The sequence below is a fragment of the Kitasatospora sp. CB02891 genome (assembly GCF_002803145.1).
In the GTDB taxonomy this organism is placed as follows: Bacteria; Actinomycetota; Actinomycetes; order Streptomycetales; family Streptomycetaceae; genus Kitasatospora; species Kitasatospora griseola.
In genome coordinates this window covers 56,203-77,424 of record NZ_NNBO01000020.1, presented here as the reverse complement: position 1 = coordinate 77,424, position 21,222 = coordinate 56,203, and the positions used below count along the sequence as shown (strand labels likewise).

The window sequence follows — 21,222 nt, the reverse complement described above, 5'->3', positions numbered from 1 at the left end:
GGCACCGGCCCCGGCCGGATACACCCTCGGCAGGGGGAGTCGAGGCCGTCGAAAGGCCCGGCGGGAAGGGGTGGAATATGTCCTCGCACGGAATTCCGCGGTTGGGCACGGGGCTCGGCTGGCGCCCCGAGATCGACACCGCCGTGGAGCGGCTGCCCGGGCTGGACTGGGTGGAGGTGGTCGCCGAGAACGTCTGCGCCGACCACCTGCCGCCCTCGTTGACGGCGCTGCGGGGCCGGGGCGTGACGGTCGTTCCGCACGGCGTCTCGCTGGGCCTCGGCGATGCCGCCGCGCCCGATCCGGCGCGGCTGGCGCGGCTGGCCGCGGTCGCCGGAGCGCTCGGTTCGCCGCTGGTCAGCGAGCATCTGGCGTTCGTCCGGGCGGGCGGCCTGGAGGCCGGCCACCTGCTGCCGGTGCCGCGCACCCGGGAGGCGTTGCGGGTGGTGGCCGCGAACGTGCGGATCGCCCAGCAGGAACTGCCGGTGCCGTTGGCGCTGGAGAACATCGCCGCGCACCTGGCCTGGCCGGGCGACGAGCTGACGGAGGCCCAGTTCCTCGCCGAGCTCGTCGAGCGCACCGGCGTGCACCTGCTGGTGGACGTCGCCAACCTGCACACCAACCGGGTCAACCTGGGCGTCGACCCGGCCGCCGAGCTCGACCGGCTGCCGCTGGACGCGCTGGCCTACGTGCACGTCGCCGGCGGGGTGGAGCGCGACGGCGTCTGGCACGACACCCACACCCATCCCGTCACCGCCCCCGTGCTGGAGGTGCTCGCCGCACTGTGCGAACGCACCGACCCGCCCGGGGTGCTGCTGGAGCGGGACGGCGCCTACCCGCCGCCCGCCGAACTGTCCGCCGAACTCGACGCCGTTCGCCGGGTCCATCGCACGGCCCACGACCGCCGGAAGGAGCCCGACCGTGTCCGAACTGGACGAGTACCTGATCCGTGACCGCGCCGACGCCGAACTCGCCCTGGCCCGCCGCAACCTGGCCGCCCGTCAGGAGGAGCTGCTGACCGCCCTGGTGGCGGGCGGCCCCGCCCCCGCCGGGTTCGACCCGACGCACCTGCACACCCAGTCCGAGGGCCTGCTCGCCAAGCGCCGGGAGACCGTCGGCCACCTGATGCCCGAACTGCCCGAGCTGCTCGGCCCGGACTTCGCACCGCTGTTCCGCCGCTACGCCGTCGGCCGCCCGCTCACCGGCGGCTACCGGGCCGACGCCCACGCCTTCGCCGCCTGGGCCCTGGACGCCGCACCCGCCGCGCCGTGGCACCCGGCGCTGCACCGTCTGCTCCACCCGGCCGCCCGCCGCTGGGCCGGTCTGCTGCCGCGCCGCACCGCCCGGGCGCACCGGTAGCCCTCGCGAACGCCGCACTCGGCACCACCTCACCGGCCGTGTCGCCGCCTCTCGCACCACTGCACGAAAGGACTTCGGGGGAATGTGGAACACCCAGTTCGTCGTGGCCCTGGTCATGGTCGCCCTGTCCATGGTCGTCGCCACCGTCTTCGACCGGCGCTGCCGCCGGGTCACCGAGCCCCGGGGCCTGCCCGGGAACGGCATGCCGCTGCTGGAGGCCGCGTTCCTGGCCGGCGGCCCGGCCCGGGCGGTGGACACCGCGCTGGTCCGGATGGAACGCGAGGGCCGGGTGGTGATCTCCCGGGCCCAGCGGGTCACGGTCACCGACACCGCGCCGCGCGACGCCGTCGAGACCGTGCTGATCACCGCCGTCGGCGGCCGCACCGGGCGGGACCTGTCCGTGCTGCGCGCCTCCGTGCTGGGCAGCCCGGACGTGCAGCGGATCGGTGACGCGCTGGCCGCCCGCGGCCTGCTGCGCCGGCCCGCCGCGCTCAAGGCCGCCTGGCGGGCCCGCCGGCTGGTGGTGCTCGCGCTGGTGGTCACCCTGGTGCTGGGCACGGCCGCCACCGTCCAGTGGCTGTCCGAGCCGGGGCGGGACGCCGCCACTCCCCCGTTCTTCGCGTTCGGGGCGCTGGCCGTGGTCGCCGTCGTGCACCTGGTGGTCGGCCGGCCGCCGAGGGCGCGGATCACGCCCGCCGGGGAGCGTCAGCTGCAGCTGATGCACGGCAGCAGCCCGTGGCGTCCGCGCGAGGTGGACCGCGGGCACGCCGCCCTGGTCGGCGCGTTCGCCCTGGACGGGCCCGCCGCGCTGAAGGACGCCGCGGACCGGCCGCTGCGCGAGGCGCTCGGCGGCACCGCGCCCCGGCCGGCCTCCCTGGTGAAGGCGGGGCGTTCGAGCAGCTCGGGCGGCGCGGCGGAGACCGGAGGGGCCGCGGGCGCGGCGTGGTGCGGAACCACCGTCAGCTCCTGCGGCTCGTCCGGACACTCGGGGCACTCCGGCGGGCACTCGGGGCACTCGGGCGGGCACTCCTGCGGCGGGTCCTCACACTCCTGCGGGTCGTCGAGTTCGTGCGGTTCGTCCAGTTCGTGCGGGTCGAGCTGCGGCGGCGGGGGCTGCGGGTCCTGAGTCGGGATCGTGTCACAGTTCGGTATCGCGGCAGGTGGATCCATTCCGCTTGCCGCGTGAGCGGGACTAGAACAAACACCATGTGGGTGCTGCTGCTGATCCCGACCTGTGCCGCCGCGGTGCTGTCCTGTCTGCGCCTGGTCCGGGTCGCCTCGGTCGCCGACGCCCTCGTCGAGCACCTGCCGACGGCCGACCGGACCTCGGGGATCGGCCTGTACGAGACCGCGTACCTGGCGGGCGGACCGGCCCGGGTGGTGGATCTGGCGCTGGTCCGGATGGCCGGGCTGGGCCGGCTGCACCTGGCGCACACCGGGTGGACCACGGTGGTCGATCCGCAGGGCCGGGGCCGGCTGGAGCGGGCCCTGATCACCGCGATCGGCCCCGAGGGCCAGTGCCGCACCGCCCAGTTGAAGGCGGCGCTGGCCGCCCACCCCACCGTCCGGGACATCGGCGACCGGCTGGCGCTGGCCGGTCTGGCCACGCCGGCGGAGGTCCGGGTCCGGGCGCTGCGGGCGATCCGGCACGTCCGGTACGCACTGCTCGGGTCGGTCGCGATGCTGCTGCTCACGGTGGTGCTGAACTCCGACGGCGAACTGGCCCGGACGGCCGTCGCCTGGTACTCGCTGCCGCTGGTGCTGACCGGCGGCACCCTGATGATGGCCCGGGTCGACGTGCACTCCTACACCGCCTGGGCGGCCCCCGCCGGGCAGCGCCTGCTGCGCACCCTGCGCTGGCCGCACATCTGCCGGGCGGGCACCGACGACCTGCTCACCGCGGTCGCGATCCGCGGGCCCGAGGCCGTCCAGGACCCGCGCCTGCGGGCCGCGCTGAGCCACCGTTAGCCGGCCGGGCCCGGGGCCGTCCGGGCCGAGTTCCGACGCCGCGTCAGCGCGTTGTGCGCCGGGGCCCTCCGGCCGCTCGCAGACTCGACGGCATGATTCGTTTCCGCATCGCCGCCGCGGCGGTCCTCGTCCTCTCGCCGGTCGTCCTGTCGGCGCCCGGCCCGGCGGCACTCGCCGTCGAACAGCACCGGGCCCCGAGCGTCTCGCAGCCGCAGGCGTTCCGGACGCCCGCCGAGCAGCGGGTCGACACGTTCTTCTCCGCGTACCGCGACGCCGTCCTCCAGGGCGGGCCCGAGGCGGCCAGGACGGTCCGGCAGAAGTACCTGACCGCCGACCTGAACGCCCGGCTCGACCGGTGGGCGCAGGCCAACGACGCCGACCCGGTGTTCCGGGCGCAGGACGTCCCGGTCGGCTGGACCGTCGCCCAGGACAGCAGCGGCGCCGGACACACCGCCGTGCTGCTCACCGAGCAGTGGGGCGACGGCTCCACCACCCCCGTCGAGTACCAGCTGCGACTGCCCGACCTGGAGATCGACGACCTGGAGAACGCCCCCGCGTGACCGCGCCCCGGAACGCCGGCAGCCGCCGCCGCGCGGGGGCGCGGTGACGGCTGTCGGAGCGGTTCGGAGCGGTCGGGTCAGAACAGCCCGGCGACCAGGTCGCCGACCGACTTGCGGCGGCCGGTGAAGAACGGCACCTCCTCGCGCACGTGCAGCCGCGCGCGGGACGGGCGCAGGTCGCGCATCAGGTCGACGATGCGGTGCAGCTCGTCGGCCTCGAAGGCCAGCAGCCACTCGTAGTCGCCGAGCGCGAACGAGGCGACGGTGTTGGCGCGCACGTCCGGGTAGCCGCGGGCCATCTGGCCGTGCTCGGACAGCATCGCCCGGCGCTCCTCGTCGGGGAGCAGGTACCACTCGTAGGAGCGGACGAACGGGTAGACGCAGACGTACTCGCGGGCCCGCTCGTCGGCGAGGAACGCGGGGATGTGCGACTTGTTGAACTCGGCGGGGCGGTGCAGCGCCATGTTCGACCAGACCGGCTCCATCCGGCGGCCCAGCTCGGTGCGGCGGAAGCGGTTGTACGCCTCCTGCAGGTCGTCCGAGTTCTCCGCGTGCCACCAGATCATCAGATCGGCATCGGCGCGCAGGCCGGACACGTCGTAGGTGCCGCGGATGGTGACGTCCTTGGCGGCGAGCTGCTCGAAGAGGGCGTCCACTTCGGCGACCAGGGCGGAACGGTCCTCGGGGAGGCCGTCCTTCAGCTTGAACACCGACCACATGGTGTAGCGGATGACCTGGTTGAGGTCGCGGGCCTTCTTCTTCACAGGCTGCTCAGTGCTTTCGGTCATGAGCCCATTGTCCCTTCTGTTCGGGTGGTTCCGGTGACGGGGTGGACGGCGGCGGCCCGGCGGGCGCTCGCGACGACGGCGGGGATGCCGACGCCGTCGTAGGCGGCGCCGCAGACGGCGATGCCGCCGAGCGCGTCCAGCCGGGTGCGGATCCGGGCGACCCGGTCGAGGTGGCCGACCGGGTACTGCGGCAGACCGTCGGTCCAGCGGGTGACGGTGTGGTCGTACGGGGTGGCGCGCAGGCCGACGGCGGTCTGCAGGTCGGCCAGCGAACGGGCCACCAGTTCGGCGTCGTCCAGCTGGAGCGCGGCGGCCTCGCGGTGCCGGCCCAGCGAGGTGCGCAGCAGGAAGGTGTCCGGCGCGGAGCATTCCAGCCAGCCCCACTTGTTGCTGGAGAAGGTGGACGCCTTGATGGTGCGGCGGTCCACCGGCGGCACCAGGAAGCCGCTGCCGACGAGCGGGCTGTCCGCCAGGTCGGCGCGCCGGAAGGCGAGCGTGACCAGCGCCATCGAGGCGTACTCGATCCCCCGCAGCTCGGCCGCGGCGGCGGGCGCGTCGGCGGCGAGCAGCGCGGCGGCGTGCGGGGCGGGGACGGCCAGCACCACGGCGTCCGCGTGCAGTTGCCGTCCGCCGGTGGTGACCTGCCAGCCGTCGGGGGTGCGGCGCAGCGCCTCGACGGGGTGGCCGGTGAGCAGTTCGGCGCCGTGCGCGCGGTCGTGCGCGGCGATGGCGTCGGGGAAGGTGCCGAGGCCGCCGCGCAGGCCCTGGAAGACCGGGCCGGTGGCGGTCGAGCGGCCGGTGAGCTCGCGCACCGCCTCGGTCAGCGAGCCGTCGCGCTGCGCCAGTGCCAGCAGCTGCGGGACGGCGGCGCGGATCGAGATCTCGTCGGCGTGCCCGGCATACACGCCGCCGAGCAGCGGCTCGACCAGCCGGTCGACGACCTCGCGGCCGAGCCGGGCGGCGATGTAGGCGCCGATCGGGGCGTCGTCGCCGATCTCGGCGGGCTGCTCGTGGACGGCCCGCTCCAGGCCTTCGGGCGTGAGCACGCCGGAGGCCTTCAGCGCGTCCAGGTCGCCGGGCACGCCCATCAACTGGCCGCCGGGCATCGGGCGCAGGCCCTCCCGGGTCCAGATCGACGCCTTGGCGGTGGTCGGCGGCTCCAACTGCTCGCCGAGACCGACCTGCCGGGCCAGTTCGACGGCTTCCGGGCGGCGGGCCAGCATCGACTCCGCGCCGAGATCGACCCGGACGCCGCCGACCTCCCCGCCGCGCAGTTTGCCGCCGAAGCGGTCGGACGCCTCCAGCACGGTGACCCGCACCGGCCGGTCACTGAGGAAGGCGGCCGCGGCCAGGCCCGCGACGCCGCCACCGATCACCACGACGTGAGGTTTCGCCATGTCCCGCAGTCTTCCAGCCCTTATCCCGAATCCGGAATCGGCCCACGCGACCGTCGAGACCGCCGTGAGGCCGAGGCGTGATCGTTCCGGTACCGCCGGCGCGGGTCCGGTCCGCGGGCCCGCGCGTCACAGTGCTTGAGGGCGGGCGAGCGGCCCGCCGCACGGACACGGGGAGGGGACGGGCATGGGAGTACGGGTGCGCAGAGCGGGGGCGGCCGGCGTCCTGGCGGCGGTGCTGCTGCTGGCCGGGTGCAGCGCGAACGGCAGCGGCACCAGCACATCCGCGGGCAAGGCCGACGACGCGGCGGCGGCCGCACCGGCCGACGCGAAGGCCGCGGCGGGCGCGGCCGGGACGGGCGGTGCGGGCGCGGGCGCGGGCGGTGCCGCGGCCGCGCCGTCGGCCGGGGCGAGCGGACAGTCGGTGAACCGGCAGATCGCCTACCAGGCCCGGATGACGATCAAGGTGGACGACCTGGAACCGGCCCGCGACAAGGCCGTGGACCTGGTCACCCAGGCGGGCGGATTCGTGTCGGGCGAGAGCCGGCGCGGAGCGGGCGAGGGCGCCCAGGCCACCCTGACGCTGAAGGTGCCGTCCGAGTCGTACCAGAAGACCGTGGACGCCATCGGCGGCCTCGGCCGGCGACTCGCCCTGACCAGCCAGGCCGACGACCTCACCGGCCAGATCGCCGACGTGGACAGCCGGGTCAAGTCGATGCGCGCCAGCGTGGACCGGGTGCGGGCCCTGATGGCGGAGGCCAAGACGCTGTCCGAAGTGGTCTCGCTGGAGAGCGAACTGACCCGCCGTGAGTCCGACCTGGAGGCCCTGGAACGCCAGCAGCAGGCGCTGACCTCCCGCACCTCGCTCTCCACCGTGACGCTCGACCTGCTGACGGACTCCCAGCACCCCACCGGCGCGGTCGCCAAGCCCAAGGACGGCTTCTGGCACTCGGTCGGCAAGGCCCTCACCGGCGGCTGGCACGCGCTGCTGGCCGTCCTGCACGGCCTCCTGGTCGTCCTGGCCGCCGGCGCCCCGTTCCTGCTGGTCCTCGCCCCCGTCGCCTGGCTCCTCCTCCGTCTCCGCCGCACCCGCCCCCGCCCCACCCCGCCCCCGGCCCGGAACGCCTTCCCCGCCCCGCCCCAGCACCCGCCGACGCCCGGAACGGAGGACTGAGCCCACTCCGCCACGCCGGCCGGCCGGCGCCCGCGCAGCGAACGCCGGAGCTACGCCGAGTCAGCCCGCACCGCGACCTGAGGCCGACACTTCACCGCACCCGGCGAACCTCGGACCCGACCGTCCGCCGCTCAGCGCAGCGCCGCCACCGGCCGGCCCCGGACCGCGTGCAGGGCCGCTGCGCTCGCGCAGGTCACGGCGATCGCCGTGCACAGCAGGGTCGTCGCGCCCAGGGCCTGCCAGGGGACGGTGAGGGGGGCGGCGGTGCCGAGGAGGCGCAGCGCGGTCTGCATGGCGGCGAGGCCGGCGGCGGTGACGGCGGCGCCGAGCAGGGCGCCGGTGGTGGTCACGGCGAGGGTCTCGGTGGCGACCAGGGCGACCACCTGGGTACGGGTCGCGCCGGCCAGCCGGAGTTGGGCCAGTTCGCGGCGGCGGTCGGCGGTGGCGGTGAGGACGGCGTGGGCGAGGGCGATCGCGGTGTAGAGGAGCGCCAGGCCGAGCACGCCGACGATCCGCCGGATCCGGGTCGGGTCGTCGGTCGGGTACTGCGCGGCGAGCCAGTCGGCGCGGGTGGCGAGGGTCGCGCCGTGGGCCTGCGCGAGGTCGCGCAGGCGGCCTTCGAGCTCGGGGGCGAGTCGCAGGTCGATCCGGTCGGTGCGGGCGCCGGGGGCGTTGCGCGGGGTGAGGTGGACGGGGTTGTCGCCGGTGCCGTCGCGCAGTACGGCGGCGACCCGCAGGGTGCGGCGGGTGCCGTCGGCGAGGACCACGGGCACCCGGTCGCCGACGGTCGGGTGCCCCCATTCCTCGGCGAGGACCACGCTGTCGTCGTCGAGCGCGGTGACGTCGCCGGCGGCCACCGGGAGCCGGGTGACGGTGGCCAGCGCGGCCGGGTCGGTGACGGCGCGGGCCTCGGCGCGCACGGCGGTGCCGTCGGGTTCGAGGACCGCGAGACGAGTGGTGGCGGTCGGCGAGACCACCGCGCCGGGCAGGCCGCGCAGCGCGGCGGCCAGCGCGTCGCCGTCGCCGTCCCGCGGGACGAGCAGGTGGTCGGCGGCGGTCCGGTCGCGGGCTTCGGCGGCGCGGGCGGCGGCGACCGTGGCGGGCGCGCCGGTCAGTGAGCCGGCCAGGGCGACGGCCAGCAGGACGGGCGCGGCGATCGCACCGGTGCGGCGCACCCCGGTGAGCGCGCCGCCGCGCACCAGTCGGGGCAGCAGCCGGCTGCGGCGGGCGGTGAGCAGACGCAGCGGCGGGCGGGCGAGGGCGGGGGCGAGCAGGGCGGTCGCGGAGATCAACACCATCGGCTGCAGGGTGTACGTCTTGCGGTGCAGCAGGTCGGCGGGGTCGCCGAACAGGGCGGTGCCGGTGAGCGCGGCGGCGGTGCCGAGCAGGGCCAGGCCGCACAGCCAGCGGCCGGGCGTCATCACCCGGGTGTCGACGTCGGCCTCCCGCAGCGCCTCCAGCGGGCGGACCCGGCCCGCCCGCCACGCGGCGACGGCGACGGCGGTGAGGGCGACCAGGGGGCCGGTGCAGAACGCGGTGACCAGCGGCCAGCCGGGGGTGCCGATCCGGAAGCCCGCGGGGGCGAGGCCGGCGGCGGTCAGCAGCCGGGCGAACAGCGGGACGCCGCTCCGGGCCAGTGCGGTGCCGGTCGCCGCGGCGAGCACGCCGAGCAGCAGCGCCTCGGCCAGGACGCTGCGCCGCACCTGGCCGCGGGTGGCGCCGGCCAGCCGGAGCAGGCCGAGTTCGCGCCGCCGCCGGGCCACCGCGTACGCGTAGCTGGACGCCACCACGAATCCGGCGGTGAACACGGCGACCCCGCAGCCGGTGCCGAGCTGCGCGATCAGCGCCGTCCGGTCGTCGCCGGGCGGCAGCGCGGTCGCGGCGGCCAGACCGAGCAGGGTGGTGGCCATCAACGCCACGCCGAGGGCGAGGGCGGTGAACGGGGCGAGCAGGGCGGGCCCGCCGGCCCGCAGCGAGCGGGTGGCGAGCCTGATCGTTCCGGTCTTCATGGCCCGTCAGCCAACCCTGACGAAACGTCATGCACAGCCGTGCTGGGTCCACTTCGAAAGGTAGAGCCCGCTCCACCGCGCGGGGTGCGGGCGGGGTCCTAGGGTGTGCGGGGTCCGGCGACGACAGGGGGGGTTCCGATGGCTGCGGACTGCTGGCAGGCACTGCGCCGACCGGATTTCCTGCGGACGGCGTGGCCGTGGCGTTCGGTGGCGTACCTGCTGGCGAGCGGGGTGTCCGGGCTGCTGCTGTGCGTGCTGCTGCTGGCGTGGACGGCGGCCGGTGCGGCGCTTTCGCTGCTGCTGGTGGGTCTGCCGCTGCTGCTGGCGCTGCCGCTGGCGGGGCTGCCGTTCGGGGCGTGGGAGCGGCGGCTGCTGCGGCTGATGGGCGCGCCCCCGGCCGATCCGCACCGGGTGCCGGACGGGCCGGGGGTGCGGGTGTGGCTGCGCACCCGGCTGGCCGAGGGGGCGACCTGGCGGGAGTCGGGCGGCGCGGCGCTGTCGGCGTTCCTGCTGTGGCCGCTGGACCTGTTGGCGGCGTCCGGGGCACTGGTGCCGGTCGCGTTGCTGGCCACGCCGCTGCTACTGGCGCTGAACGGCCAGGTGCACGTGCTGAAGGCGGCGCACGTGGACTCCCCCGGCCCGGCCTGGGCGCTGGCTGCCGCGGGTGCGGTGCTGCTGCCCGCCGTCGGGTATCCGCTGACGGTGCTGGCGGGCGCCCGGGCCGCGCTGGTGCGGATGTTGACGGGTGCTCAGGAGCAGGTCGGCGAGCTGGTGCGCTCGCGGGCCCGGCTGGTGGACGCCTTCGAGGCGGAGCGCCGCCGGATCGAGCGCGACCTGCACGACGGCGCGCAGCAGCGGCTGGTGGCGCTGTCGATGGTGCTCGGCCTGGCCCGGCTGGACGCCCCGGCCGACGGCCCGCTGCGGGAGCGGCTGGCGGCGGCGCACGCCGAGGCGGACCGGGCGCTGGCGGAGCTGCGCGAGCTGATCCACGGCATCCACCCGCGGGTGCTGGCCGACCGCGGCCTGCCGGACGCCTGCGCGGACCTGGCGGACCGTTCGCCGCTGCCGGTGCGCGTGGCCGTCGCGCTGCCGGGCCGGCTGCCCGCGGCGGTGGAGTCGGCGGGCTGGTTCGCGGTGTGCGAGGCGCTGACCAACGCGACCCGGCACAGCGGGGCGTCCCGGGTCGAGGTGGTGGGCCGCCGCGAAAGCGGGCTGCTGGTGCTGGAGGTGTCCGACGACGGCCGGGGCGGCGCGGACCCGGCCCGGGGCACGGGGTTGACGGGACTGGCCGACCGGATCGCGGTGGTGGACGGCAGACTGTCCGTCAGCAGCCCGCCCGGCGGGCCGACCCTGCTGCGTGTGGAGATCCCGTGCCCGTTGCTGCCCGACGCCCGCTCCGCCTAGTGCTGGCCGAGGACTCCGTCCTGCTGCGGGAGGGTCTGGTGGGCCTGCTGGAACGTTTCGGCCACACCGTGGCGGCGGCGGTCGGTGACGCCCCGTCACTGCTGACGGCGGTCGCCGAGGACCGGCCCGACCTGGTGGTCACCGACGTCCGGATGCCGCCGGGCCTGGCCGAGGAGGGCCTGCGGGCGGCGGTCGCGCTGCGCACCGAGCGGCCGGGGCTGCCGGTGCTGGTGCTCAGCCAGTACGTGCAGCGCTCGTACGCGGCGGAGCTGCTGGCCGACGGCGACGGCGCGGTGGGCTACCTGCTGAAGGACCGGGTCGGCCACGTCGAGGAGTTCCTGGACGCGGTGGACACGGTGGCGTCCGGCGGCACCGTGGTCGACCCGGAGGTGGTGCGCCGTCTGTTGTCCCGCCGCCGGGACCCGCTGGAGCGGCTGACGCCGCGCGAGCGGGAGGTGCTGGAGCTGATGGCCCGGGGCTGCTCGAACGCGGAGATCTGCCGCCGGCTGGTGGTGTCGGAGGCGGCGGTGGCCAAGCACATCGGCAACATCCTGCTGAAGCTAGACCTGCCGCCCGCCGAGGACACCCACCGCCGGGTCCTGGCGGTGCTGGCCTTCCTCGGCGGCGACGAGCCCCGCTGACGCGGGGTCAGCGGGCGCTGGCCTCGTGGACGAAGGCGACCAGGCGGGTCAGCGCGTCCGGGTCCATGGTCGGCATGACGCCGTGGCCGAGGTTGAAGATGTGGTGGCTGCCGCCGAGCGCCTGGGCGGCGTGCAGCACCTCGCGGGCCTTGGTCTCCACCACGTGCGTGGGGGCGTACAGCACGGCCGGGTCGAGGTTGCCCTGCAGGCCCTTGCCGGGTCCGACCCGGTTGGCGGCCTCGTCCAGCGGGACCCGCCAGTCGACGCCGACGATGTCCGCGCCGGCCTGGCCCATCAGGCCGAGCAGCTCGCCGGTGTTGACGCCGAAGTGGATCCGCGGCACCCCGTACGGCGCGACCGAGTCGAACACCTTGGCGCTGGCGGGCATCACCGAGCGGCGGTACTCGTCGGGGGCGAGCGCGCCCGCCCAGGAGTCGAACAGCTGGACCGCCGAGGCGCCCGCCTCGATCTGGATCTTCAGGAACGCCGAGGTGATCTGCGCGAGCCGGTCGACCAGCTCCGCCCACAGCTCGGGCGCGCCGTACATCATCGCCTTGGTGTTCTCGTACGACTTCGACGGGCCGCCCTCGATCAGGTAGCTGGCCAGCGTGAACGGGGCGCCGGCGAAGCCGATCAGCGGGGTGGCGCCGAGCTCGGCGACCAGCAGGCCGACCGCCTCGGTGATGTACGGCATGTCGTCCGGCTCCAGCGGACGCAGCCGCTTGAGGTCGGCCTTGGTGCGGATCGGGTCGGCGATCACCGGGCCGACGCCGCCCTTGATCTCCACGTCGATGCCGACCGCCTTGAGCGGGACGACGATGTCGGAGAAGAAGATCGCCGCGTCCACCTTGTGCCGGCGCACCGGCTGCAGGGTGATCTCCTTGACCAGCTCGGGCCGCATGCAGGCGTCGAGCATCGGGATGCCCTCGCGCACCTTCAGGTACTCGGGCAGCGAACGGCCGGCCTGCCGCATGAACCACACGGGGGTGTGCGGCACCGGCTCGTTGCGGGCGGCGCGCAGGAAGACGGAGTCGTACGCGGCGCCGCGGGGCCGCTGACCGGACTGGGCTGCGGGGGTCTCACTCACGCGTCACATCCTCGCACGCGACCGCTCCCGTCCCGGCCGCCGACCAGGCAAAACGGACACCTCGGACACCGGCGCGGCGCACCGCGGTCCCGGCCTGGCCGATTTCCGGAATTTCGGCACGCCGGAGGGACGAAAGTGCTCGGATTGCGGGCCCGCGCCACCTAGGCTTCCGAGCATGGCAGCGGTCGGCGGGCAATCCGCACAGGGTGGAGGAACGGGCGGGGAGTCGGCGCCGATCGAGTTCCGCGAGGCGGTCGAGGCGCTGACCGGGGCGCGGCTGCGTCCCGAGGTGCGGCTGTCCCCCCGGCCCGCCCCCCGCCGGCTGGCCCCTTACTCCTTCGCGCTGTCCGCCTCCGTCGAGGTGGACGGCGAGGAGCTGGCCGACGGCACCCTGGTGCTGCTGCACGACCCGTCCTCGCCGGAGGCCTGGAACGGCGACTTCCGGGTGGTCACCATGACCCGGGCCGAGCTGGAGCCGGAGATGGCGGGCGACCCGCTGCTGTCCGAGGTCGGCTGGAGCTGGCTGATGGACGCCCTGCAGGCGCACGGCGCCCGGTACGCCGAGCCGAGCGGCACGGTGACCAGGTGCCACTCGCAGTACTTCGGGGGGCTGGCCGAGCGCGGCGCCTCCACCGAGATCGAGCTGCGCGCGTCCTGGACGCCCGCCGACGGCCGCTTCGACCGGCACCTGGCCGCCTGGGCCGACCTGCTGTGCGTGTGCGCCGGGCTGCCGCCCGCCCCGTCCGCCCCGTCGCCGACCGGCGACTCCGGCGGGCTCGGCGGCGTGGTCCCGATGCCGGCCCGCCGCCGGCCGCGCAACCCGCACTGACCGCGCCCCGGCCGCCCCGGCCGCTTCTTCCCGCCCCGCCCCCGCGCCGCCGCTCGCACGGCTGTCCCGCGCCCTCCGCCCCGTAGACACCCCGGGGGGACAGTCGCACGCCCCGGTCCGGCGACCACCCGCAGGGCTGACGGAGTGTGACTTCGTAGACGCTCCCGGTCAATTAACCGACCGTTCCCGATCAGCATGTCGCCGAGAACGATCGAATCCGTGCGATTTCCGGGCACGTCGTACCGGTCGTCTGCACGATTTGTCCGTATTGTTACTCACCAGATCGTGATCACCCGCTAAAGCCGGTCACGGTTGATGCCGAAGGTGTCAGTGACCCTTTCCAGACGCGGAACACTCCGACCGCCCCCTCGGGGTTCCGTCCGCCACTCCCCCGCAGGAGGCCCCAGGTGTCGGTCCTTCTTGAGCACCCCGCAAACGTGGTCGCGTACCGTCCGACGAAGCCCACCGCCATGGTGGTCATCGCTGATCCCCGGGTCCGAAACACGGTGACCCGGCATCTATGGGCGCTCGGTGTCCGCGACGTCATCGAGGTCTCCTCGATCGCCGAGGCCCGGCCCCGCATCTCCAACCCGCGTGACATCTGCATCGCCGATGTCCACCTCCCCGACGGCTCCGGCCTGACCGTCCTGGCCGAGACCCGCGCCGCGGGCTGGCCCAACGGCCTGGCGCTGTCCGCCGCCGACGACATCGGCGCGGTCCGCTCGGCCCTGGCCGGCGGCGTCAAGGGCTACGTGGTCACCGGTACCCGCACCAGCATGGCGATGCCCGGCCGCCCCGGACTGCCGATCGGCGCCGGACTGGCCGGCCGGATGCGCCGCCCCGGAATCCCCGGCCACCACCACCCCGGAATGCACGGCGCCCCCGGCCAGCCCGGCGCCGCCCCCGGCGCTCCCGGCGCGCCCGGTGCGCAGCCCTCCGCCTACCGCGAGCTGTCCGGCCGTGAGGTCGAGGTGCTGCGACTGGTCGCCGAGGGCCAGTCGAACAAGGCGATCGGCGTCGCGATGGGCCTGTCCGCGCTCACCGTGAAGAGCCACCTGGCCCGCATCGCCCGCAAGCTCGGCACCGGTGACCGGGCGGGGATGGTCGCGGTGGCGCTGCGCACCGGAATCATCCACTGATCCGCATCGTCCCTGGTGGCGGCCCGGAGGAACGTTTCCTCCGGGCCGTTCCCGTTCGCTCCGGTGACGACCCGTCGTCCTGTCCGCTCGGCCGACCGCCGCCCACCGGCACAGGTTCGAACATGGTCCGACCAGTCGGACAACACTCCCGGCGGCGGCACACGACGTACCCTAGGGAGGTGACCGACGCCGTAGCCTCCATCCCAGAAGAGATCGCCCCGGTTCCGCTCCTCGAACCCAGGGACGGACTCCCACCGGTGGTGTCGGACCCGGCGGCGCTCGCCGCCACCATCGCGGCCTTCCGCACCGGCTCCGGCCCCGTCGCCGTCGACGCCGAACGCGCTTCCGGCTACCGCTACGGCCAGCGCGCCTACCTGATCCAGCTGCGCCGCAAGGGCGCGGGCACCGCGCTGATCGACCCGATCGCCTGCCCCGACCTGTCCGCGCTGGACGACGCCATCCACGACACCGAATGGGTCGTGCACGCCGCCACCCAGGACCTGCCCTGCCTGTTCGACGTGGGCATGCACCCCGGCGTGCTGTTCGACACCGAACTCGCCGGCCGGCTCGCCGGCTTCCCCCGGGTCGGCCTCGGCCCGATGACCGAGAACGTCCTCGGCCTCTCCCTCGCCAAGGAACACTCCGCCGTCGACTGGTCCACCCGCCCGCTGCCCGAACCCTGGCTGCGCTACGCCGCACTCGACGTCGAAGTCCTGGTCGACCTGCGCGACGCCCTGGAGGCCGAACTCGACCGGCAGGGCAAGCTGGACTGGGCCCACCAGGAATTCGCCGCCCTCGCCGCCGCCCCCCGCCCCGCCCCCCGGGTCGACCCCTGGCGGCGCACCTCCCAGCTGCACAAGGTCCGCCGCCGCCGGCAGCTCGCCGCCGTCCGCGAACTCTGGCAGACCCGCGACCGGATCGCCCGCGAGCGCGACGTCTCCCCCGGCCGGGTGCTCGCCGACGCCGCGATCGTCAACGCGGCGCTCGCGATGCCGCTCAACGCGCCCGCGCTGATCGCCGTCCAGGGCTTCGGGCCCCGGGTCAACCGGCGCCAGCTCGACCAGTGGCTGGCCGCGATCGAACGCGCCCGGGAGATCCCGGAGTCCGCGCTGCCCCCCGCGACCGCCCCGCACGACGGGCCGCCGCCGCCCCGCGCCTGGGCCGAGAAGGACCCGGTCGCCGCGGCCCGCCTCATCGGCGCCCGCGCCGCCGTCACCGCCCTCGCCGAACAGCACCACCTCCCCGCGGAGAACCTGATCACCCCCGACCTGGTCCGCCGCGTCTCCTGGGAACCCCCGGCGCAGCCGGACGCGACGGCCATCTCCGACGCCCTGCGGGCCCTGGGGGCCCGCGCCTGGCAGACGGAGCTGGTCGCCCCGGCGCTGGCGGAGGCGTTCAAGACGGCGAGCGAGTAGTAGCGCGTGGGGGTACCTCCCGGCCCGCCAGGGCTGGGGGAGAACTGCGCGACAAGCGCAAGGCCCGTCCGGGAGGTCGCGATCAACGGCAGGTCATTGCCCGCGTCGCGATCTTGCGGTGGGGTGCCTTCCGCCGCGCGCAGTTCCCCGCGCCCCTGGTTGCGCTCTCCCTGTTCTCGCGCCCCGGGTTCGCGCCCGCTCGCGTTTCGTGCCCGCTGGCGGTGCGTTCTCGCTCACTCTTTCTGCTCCTTGCCCGCCGTTGTTACTCGCGGGTAGATTGGTCGCGTAGCAGCGCCGATGTTTGGCGCGCTCGCCCAGCCATGTCCCCTTGGGAGGAGAGCCCCCGTGCCTCGTACCGCGAGGGACGTCGTCTTCGTCGACGGCGTCCGCACCCCGTTCGGCAAGGCCGGCCCGAAGGGCATGTACCACGAGACGCGGGCGGACGACCTGGTCGTCAAGTGCATCCGCGAGCTCGTGCGCCGCAACCCGAGCCTGCCGGTCGAGCGGATCGACGAGGTCGCCGTCGCGGCGACCACCCAGATCGGTGACCAGGGTCTGACCATCGGCCGTACCGCCGCGCTGCTGTCGGGTCTGCCGAAGTCCGTTCCGGGCTACTCGATCGACCGGATGTGCGCGGGTGCGATGACGGCCGTCACCACCACCGCGGGCGGCATCGCGTTCGGCGCCTACGACGTGGTCGTGGCCGGCGGCGTGGAGCACATGGGCCGGCACCCGATGGGCGAGGGCGTGGACCCGAACCCGCGGTTCGTCTCGGAGAAGCTGGTCGACGAGTCCGCCCTGTTCATGGGCATGACGGCGGAGAACCTGCACGACCGCTTCCCGCACCTGACGAAGGAGCGGTGCGACGCGTACGCGGTGCGCTCGCAGGAGAAGGCGGCGAAGGCGTACGCCAACGGCGACATCCAGCCGGACCTGGTGCCGATCGCGATCCGCAACACCAACCCCGCCATCGGCGAGACCGGTTGGGGCCTGGCGACCACGGACGAGCCGATGCGCCCGGGCACCACCATGGAGTCGCTGGCCGGCCTGAAGACCCCGTTCCGTCCGCACGGCAACATCACCGCGGGCAACGCGGCGGGCCTGAACGACGGCGCGACCGCCTCGCTGCTGGCCGCCGAGGACGTGGCCCGCGAGCTGGGCCTGCCGGTCAAGATGCGTCTGGTGAGCTACGCGTTCGCGGGCGTCGAGCCCGAGGTGATGGGCATCGGTCCCGTCCCGGCGACCGAGAAGGCGCTGGCGAAGGCCGGTCTGACCATCGACGACATCGGCGCGTTCGAGGTCAACGAGGCGTTCGCCGTCCAGGTGCTGGCGTTCCTGGACCACTACGGCATCGCGGACGACGACGAGCGGGTCAACCCGTACGGCGGCGCGATCGCGTTCGGCCACCCGCTGGCCTCCTCCGGTGTGCGTCTGATGACCCAGCTGGCCCGCCGCTTCGAGCAGCGCCCGGACGTCCGCTACGGCCTGACCACCATGTGCATCGGCTTCGGCATGGGCGGAACCGTCATCTGGGAGAACCCGCACTTCGAGGGTGGTAAGTGACCATGAGCACCACTGAGATGCTGCAGCGCGCCGCCGAACTGTTCCCCGGCGAGGTCGTCACCACTGCGCACGTGCGCCACCTGGACCTGCCGCTGCAGGCCGGCAAGCTGGCGCTGATCACCCTGGACAACGGCTTCGACCACACCAAGCCGACCACCTTCGGCCCGGGTTCGCTGGCGAAGCTGTCCGAGGCGCTGGACCAGGTCGAGGCCGAGGCCGCCGAGGGCAAGGTGGTCGCCGTCGCGATCACCGGCAAGCCGTTCATCTTCGCGGTCGGCGCCGACCTCAAGGGCGTCGAGGTGCTCAAGGAGCACTCGGACGCGCTGGCCATCGGCAAGGGCGGCCACGACGTCTTCAAGCGGATCGCCGCGCTGCCCGTCCCGTCCTTCGCGTTCTACAACGGCGCGGCGATGGGCGGCGGCGTCGAGGTCGGCCTGCACTGCTCCTACCGCACCGTCAGCGCGGGCGTTCCGGCGTTCTCGCTGCCCGAGGTCTTCCTCGGCCTGGTGCCCGGCTGGGGCGGCTGCACCCTGCTGCCGAACCTGATCGGCCCGGCCAAGGCGGTCAAGGTCATCGTCGAGAACTCGATGGCCCAGAACAAGCAGCTCAAGGGCACGGACGTCTTCGAGCTCGGCATCGCGGACGCGATCTTCGAGCCGGCCGACTTCCTGGAGCAGTCGCTGCTGTGGACCGCCAAGGTCCTCAAGGGCGACGTGGTCGTCGAGCGCGAGGAGTTCGACCGCGGCAAGGCGTGGGACGACGCCGTGCTGTGGGGCCGCTGGGTCGCCGACGCCAAGGTGCACGGGGCCGCTCCGGCCGCGTACAAGGCGCTCGACATCATCCAGCAGGTCAAGGACGGCGACCTGCAGGCCGGCTTCGACGCCGAGGACGCCGCGCTGGCCGACCTGATCATGAGCGGCGAGCTGCGCGCCGGCCTGTACGCCTTCAACCTGGTGCAGCGCCGCGCGAAGAAGCCGTTCGGCGCGCCGGACAAGTCGCTGGCCCGCCCGGTCACCAAGGTCGGCGTGGTCGGCGCCGGTCTGATGGCCTCCCAGCTGGCGCTGCTGTTCGCGCGCCGCCTGGAGGTGCCGGTGGTGCTCACCGACATCGACCAGGAGCGCATCGACAAGGGCGTGGGCTACGTCCACGGCGAGATCGACAAGCTGCTGGCGAAGGGCCGCATCGGCGGCGACAAGGCCAACAAGCTCAAGGGCCTGGTCTCCGGCCACCTCGACAAGGCCGTCGCGTTCGGCGACGCGGACTTCGTCATCGAGGCCGTGTTCGAGGAGATGGGCGTCAAGCAGAAGGTGTTCGCGGAGCTGGAGGCGGTGGTCTCGCCGACCACCATCCTGGCCACCAACACCTCCTCGCTGTCGGTCACCGAGATGGCGTCCAAGCTCCAGCACCCGGAGCGCGTGGTCGGCTTCCACTTCTTCAACCCGGTCGCGATCCTCCCGCTGCTGGAGATCGTCCGGGCCGAGAAGACCGACGACGCCTCGCTGGCCACCGCGTTCGGGGTCGCCAAGAAGCTGAAGAAGACCGCGGTGCTCACCAAGGACGCCCCGGCGTTCGTGGTCAACCGCATCCTGACCCGCTTCATGGGCGAGATCCAGAACATCATCGACGAGGGCACCTCGTTCGAGACCGTCGAGGCCGCGGTCAAGCCGCTCGGCCTGCCGATGTCCCCGATCGCCCTGCTCGAACTGGTCGGCCCGGCCATCGCCCTGCACGTCTCCGAGACGCTGCACGGCGCGTTCCCGGAGCGGTTCACCGTCTCCGAGAACCTCGGCAAGGTCGTCAAGGCCGGCAAGCGCGGCTTCTACATCTGGCAGGACGGCGCCCAGGTCCTCGACCCCGAGGTCCTCGCCCTCCTCACCTTCGGCGACTCCGTCCTGACGGAGGACCAGGTCCGCGCCCGCGCCCTGGACGCCGTCGCCCAGGAGATCGGCCTGATGCTCGACGAGGGCGTCGTCGGCGAGGCGCAGGACATCGACCTGTGCATGATCACCGGCGCCGGCTGGCCCTTCCACCTCGGCGGCATCACCCCGTACCTCGACCGCGAGGGCGTCTCCGAGCGCGTCAACGGCAAGAAGTTCCTGGCCCCGGGCCTGGCTTCGGTCCCCGCCTGACAAAGCGTTCCGTCAACGGGCGGGCAGCACTCCTCCACGGGGGATGGCTGCCCGCCCGTTGTCGTGCCACGGGGCTACGCTGGACCGGGCCGCCTCAGGGAGGATCTCATGACCGCGCAGCCCGACCACTCGGTTCACCCCGACGACGAGCTGATCCCGCGCCCCCAGAAATCTCCGGACGCCCTCCGGACGGCCCTGGCCGCGGTCGCCCCGCACCGGCTCCCGGAGATGGCGGAGCAACAGGACGAAGCCTTCGCCCTCGCAGTCCGGGCCGGCTCCATCGACCCCCTCCGAGTCTTCCTGAACACCTGGGCCGCCCACATCGAGGTCGCCCGCCACCTCGACTCCGCCGCCCGCATGCGCGCAGCCGAACACGCCGTACAGACCCTGGATCGCGACGACCCCCGCTGGAGCGAAGCCATCCGCGTATGCCTGGAGATCTTCAACCGGGCCTACGCGGCGGTGAACGGATGACCTGGTCCTGGGAGTACCACCCGGACGAGCAGGACGTCGCCGCCGAAGCAGCACCGGCCCCCTGGCCGAGGTGGAGCAACGCGCCGACGAGCTGGTCCGCGCCGCTGAAGCCCGCTGTCTCGACGGCACGGGTTACCAGGGCCCCGGAGAGGCCATGAGAACTACTGCCGTCACCAGCGGCTTCTTCGCCTCTCGCCAGAAACGCATCTACATCTGCCAGGTCATCGGCCTGTAAACCGCTAGGCTGCCGGGTTTCTGCATGAAGGGGGCCGTTGGCGTGTTGGTGCTGGTGCACGGCGGGTTGTGGGACGAGGAGATGGACGCCGAGCGGTTCTGGGGGCGGACCGGGGTGGTGGCGGGGTTGCGGGACGCAGGGGTGGCGGTGTGTGCGCCGGATCGGGCGATGCGGGCCGGGAGTTGGGGAGCGGAGGCGGAGCAGCTGGTGGCGGGGCTGCCGGACGGGCCGGTGGTCGTGGTCGGCGGGTCCAACGGGTGCTCGGTGGCGGTGCGGACGGCGCTCGCGGTGCCGGAGCGGGTGCGGGGGCTGGTGTTGGCCTGGCCGGCGACGGCGGGGGATGCGCGGGTGGACGGGCGGCTGCCGGCCGAGGTGGCGCCGTTGCTGGCGGGCGGGGTGCTGCGCGGGGTCGCGGACGAGGAGTTGACGGAGCTTCGGATGCCGGTGGCGGTGCTGCCGGCGGTGCCGGAGAACCCGGTGCACCAGCGGCGGACGGCGGACGCGCTGCTGGCCCTGGTGCCGGGGGCGGTGGAGCTGCCGGGGTGTCCGGAGCCGCCGCACCCGCTGTTCCGGCCGGAGGGACTGGTGGCGGCGCTGGCGGGGTTCAGTCGTCCTTGAGCCGGTCCTCGGTGCGGCCGTGGCGGCCCGGGCCGATGGCGTCGAACTCGTCGCGGCGGCCGTCGGCGTGGCCGCCGAGGTGGCGCAGGGCGGGGGAGATCGGGCGGCGGCCCGGCTCGAACAGGGGGCCGAACGTGAGGGCGCCGGCGGTCCGGACGGCGGCGGACCGGTCGCCGGTGCCGCCCCGGATGTCGGCCTCGACGTAGGCGACGGGGCTGGTCGCGGACCAGGCGGCGAGGGTGCGCCCGAAGCCGCTCGGGAGCACCCGGAACGGGGCGGGCCGGGGGCCGTCGCCCCTGACCGCCTCGTCCGGTCCGTCGCTCATCGGGAGCAGTGCGAGGCCCTGGGCGAGCGGGACGACGCGGGTGGCGGGGAGGTCGGCGGCGTCGGCGCGGAGCAGGGTCCCGGCCGCGACGACGGCCTCCAGGTAGTGGCCCGC

Annotated in this window: 17 protein-coding genes and 2 pseudogenes; 14 read left to right on the top strand and 5 right to left on the bottom strand. The window is 74.5% G+C overall.

Annotated elements, in window-relative coordinates:
• Positions 1-77: 77 nt before the first annotated feature.
• The 4 genes and pseudogenes from CG736_RS32335 to CG736_RS32315 all read left to right on the top strand — a co-directional run bounded on the left by CG736_RS32335 (position 78) and on the right by CG736_RS32315 (position 3,884).
• A pseudogene (locus CG736_RS32335) lies at positions 78-1,356 on the top strand (DUF692 domain-containing protein).
• A gap of 82 nt (positions 1,357-1,438) precedes the next feature.
• Positions 1,439-2,482 carry a TIGR04222 domain-containing membrane protein gene (locus CG736_RS32325; protein WP_100589681.1) on the top strand — a complete coding sequence of 348 codons (1,044 nt, stop codon included), beginning with the start codon at positions 1,439-1,441 and terminating at the stop codon, positions 2,480-2,482.
• Between the two features lie 80 nt (positions 2,483-2,562).
• Complete coding sequence (locus tag CG736_RS32320) at positions 2,563-3,324, top strand: TIGR04222 domain-containing membrane protein (protein WP_100589680.1); 762 nt, start codon at positions 2,563-2,565, stop codon at positions 3,322-3,324.
• Between the two features lie 92 nt (positions 3,325-3,416).
• Complete coding sequence (locus CG736_RS32315; protein ID WP_100589679.1) at positions 3,417-3,884, top strand: hypothetical protein; 468 nt, start codon at positions 3,417-3,419, stop codon at positions 3,882-3,884.
• 77 nt (positions 3,885-3,961) lie between these two features.
• Here the strand turns inward: CG736_RS32315 and hemQ are convergent, their stop codons facing one another.
• Both hemQ and hemG read right to left on the bottom strand, forming a co-directional pair.
• Positions 3,962-4,672 (bottom strand): hydrogen peroxide-dependent heme synthase, encoded by a 711-nt coding sequence (gene hemQ / locus CG736_RS32310; protein ID WP_043909976.1) that lies wholly within the window; start codon positions 4,670-4,672, stop codon positions 3,962-3,964.
• Positions 4,669-6,102, bottom strand: a pseudogene (gene hemG, locus CG736_RS32305) (protoporphyrinogen oxidase); the annotation flags it as partial. The gene hemQ and the pseudogene hemG, both read right to left, overlap by 4 nt.
• Positions 6,103-6,253: 151 nt before the next feature.
• On the opposite strand from hemG, the gene CG736_RS32300 reads away from it, so the two are divergent.
• On the top strand, positions 6,254-7,240 hold the full coding sequence (locus tag CG736_RS32300; RefSeq protein WP_100589677.1) for a DUF4349 domain-containing protein: 987 nt from the start codon (positions 6,254-6,256) through the stop codon (positions 7,238-7,240).
• A 131-nt stretch (positions 7,241-7,371) separates the two neighbouring features.
• On the opposite strand, the gene CG736_RS32295 is transcribed toward CG736_RS32300, so the two are convergent.
• On the bottom strand, positions 7,372-9,249 hold the full coding sequence (locus CG736_RS32295) for an FtsX-like permease family protein (RefSeq protein ID WP_100589676.1): 1,878 nt from the start codon (positions 9,247-9,249) through the stop codon (positions 7,372-7,374).
• Positions 9,250-9,387: 138 nt separating this feature from the next.
• Between CG736_RS32295 and CG736_RS38210 the strand changes: the two genes are divergently transcribed.
• Both CG736_RS38210 and CG736_RS38205 read left to right on the top strand, forming a co-directional pair.
• Positions 9,388-10,653, top strand: a complete 1,266-nt coding sequence (locus CG736_RS38210) for a sensor domain-containing protein (protein ID WP_232734329.1) — start codon at positions 9,388-9,390, stop codon at positions 10,651-10,653.
• Entirely contained in the window at positions 10,653-11,294 is a 642-nt protein-coding gene (locus CG736_RS38205; RefSeq protein ID WP_304528236.1) for a response regulator transcription factor, read from the top strand. The genes CG736_RS38210 and CG736_RS38205 overlap by 1 nt, the downstream gene beginning before the upstream one ends.
• A gap of 7 nt (positions 11,295-11,301) precedes the next feature.
• Here CG736_RS38205 and hemE read toward each other — a convergent pair whose 3' ends face one another.
• Positions 11,302-12,381 carry a uroporphyrinogen decarboxylase gene (hemE, locus tag CG736_RS32285; RefSeq protein ID WP_100589675.1) on the bottom strand — a complete coding sequence of 360 codons (1,080 nt, stop codon included), beginning with the start codon at positions 12,379-12,381 and terminating at the stop codon, positions 11,302-11,304.
• A gap of 175 nt (positions 12,382-12,556) precedes the next feature.
• Between hemE and CG736_RS32280 the strand changes: the two genes are divergently transcribed.
• The 7 genes from CG736_RS32280 to CG736_RS32250 all read left to right on the top strand — a co-directional run bounded on the left by CG736_RS32280 (position 12,557) and on the right by CG736_RS32250 (position 20,783).
• A complete protein-coding gene (locus CG736_RS32280) occupies positions 12,557-13,210 on the top strand; it encodes a DUF3000 domain-containing protein (protein ID WP_100589674.1) in 654 nt (217 codons plus the stop codon).
• Between the two features lie 407 nt (positions 13,211-13,617).
• Positions 13,618-14,349 (top strand): response regulator transcription factor, encoded by a 732-nt coding sequence (locus CG736_RS32275; protein WP_043909973.1) that lies wholly within the window; start codon positions 13,618-13,620, stop codon positions 14,347-14,349.
• A 179-nt stretch (positions 14,350-14,528) separates the two neighbouring features.
• The gene (locus CG736_RS32270) at positions 14,529-15,764 is read left to right on the top strand and encodes a ribonuclease D (RefSeq protein ID WP_100589673.1); all 1,236 of its coding nucleotides are present in this window, start codon (positions 14,529-14,531) and stop codon (positions 15,762-15,764) included.
• A gap of 345 nt (positions 15,765-16,109) precedes the next feature.
• Positions 16,110-17,327 carry an acetyl-CoA C-acyltransferase gene (locus CG736_RS32265; protein WP_100589672.1) on the top strand — a complete coding sequence of 406 codons (1,218 nt, stop codon included), beginning with the start codon at positions 16,110-16,112 and terminating at the stop codon, positions 17,325-17,327.
• Positions 17,328-17,329: 2 nt separating this feature from the next.
• Positions 17,330-19,456: a 3-hydroxyacyl-CoA dehydrogenase NAD-binding domain-containing protein gene (locus CG736_RS32260; RefSeq protein ID WP_100589671.1), complete on the top strand. Its 2,127-nt coding sequence runs from the start codon at positions 17,330-17,332 to the stop codon at positions 19,454-19,456.
• A 108-nt stretch (positions 19,457-19,564) separates the two neighbouring features.
• Positions 19,565-19,930, top strand: coding sequence for a hypothetical protein (locus CG736_RS32255; RefSeq protein WP_232734327.1), 366 nt, complete (start codon positions 19,565-19,567; stop codon positions 19,928-19,930).
• 259 nt (positions 19,931-20,189) lie between these two features.
• Positions 20,190-20,783 (top strand): alpha/beta fold hydrolase, encoded by a 594-nt coding sequence (locus tag CG736_RS32250; protein WP_157815821.1) that lies wholly within the window; start codon positions 20,190-20,192, stop codon positions 20,781-20,783.
• On the opposite strand, the gene CG736_RS36685 is transcribed toward CG736_RS32250, so the two are convergent.
• Positions 20,770-21,108, bottom strand: coding sequence for a hypothetical protein (locus CG736_RS36685; protein WP_157815820.1), 339 nt, complete (start codon positions 21,106-21,108; stop codon positions 20,770-20,772). The genes CG736_RS32250 and CG736_RS36685 overlap by 14 nt on opposite strands.
• Between the last annotated feature and the right edge of the window lie 114 nt (positions 21,109-21,222).

What these genes read in the sequence shown, in the direction of transcription:
- CG736_RS32300 (WP_100589677.1), top strand. Translation starts at nt 6,254, where the DNA reads ATGGGAGTACGGGTGCGCAGAGCGGGGGCGGCCGGCGTCCTGGCGGCG.
- CG736_RS32250 (WP_157815821.1), top strand. Translation starts at nt 20,190, where the DNA reads ATGAAGGGGGCCGTTGGCGTGTTGGTGCTGGTGCACGGCGGGTTGTGG.
- CG736_RS32315 (WP_100589679.1), top strand. Translation starts at nt 3,417, where the DNA reads ATGATTCGTTTCCGCATCGCCGCCGCGGCGGTCCTCGTCCTCTCGCCG.
- CG736_RS32320 (WP_100589680.1), top strand. Translation starts at nt 2,563, where the DNA reads ATGTGGGTGCTGCTGCTGATCCCGACCTGTGCCGCCGCGGTGCTGTCC.
- CG736_RS36685 (WP_157815820.1), bottom strand. Translation starts at nt 21,108, where the DNA reads ATGAGCGACGGACCGGACGAGGCGGTCAGGGGCGACGGCCCCCGGCCC.
- CG736_RS32260 (WP_100589671.1), top strand. Translation starts at nt 17,330, where the DNA reads ATGAGCACCACTGAGATGCTGCAGCGCGCCGCCGAACTGTTCCCCGGC.
- CG736_RS32295 (WP_100589676.1), bottom strand. Translation starts at nt 9,249, where the DNA reads ATGAAGACCGGAACGATCAGGCTCGCCACCCGCTCGCTGCGGGCCGGC.
- CG736_RS32255 (WP_232734327.1), top strand. Translation starts at nt 19,565, where the DNA reads ATGACCGCGCAGCCCGACCACTCGGTTCACCCCGACGACGAGCTGATC.
- CG736_RS32280 (WP_100589674.1), top strand. Translation starts at nt 12,557, where the DNA reads ATGGCAGCGGTCGGCGGGCAATCCGCACAGGGTGGAGGAACGGGCGGG.
- hemQ (WP_043909976.1), bottom strand. Translation starts at nt 4,672, where the DNA reads ATGACCGAAAGCACTGAGCAGCCTGTGAAGAAGAAGGCCCGCGACCTC.
- CG736_RS38210 (WP_232734329.1), top strand. Translation starts at nt 9,388, where the DNA reads ATGGCTGCGGACTGCTGGCAGGCACTGCGCCGACCGGATTTCCTGCGG.
- CG736_RS32325 (WP_100589681.1), top strand. Translation starts at nt 1,439, where the DNA reads ATGTGGAACACCCAGTTCGTCGTGGCCCTGGTCATGGTCGCCCTGTCC.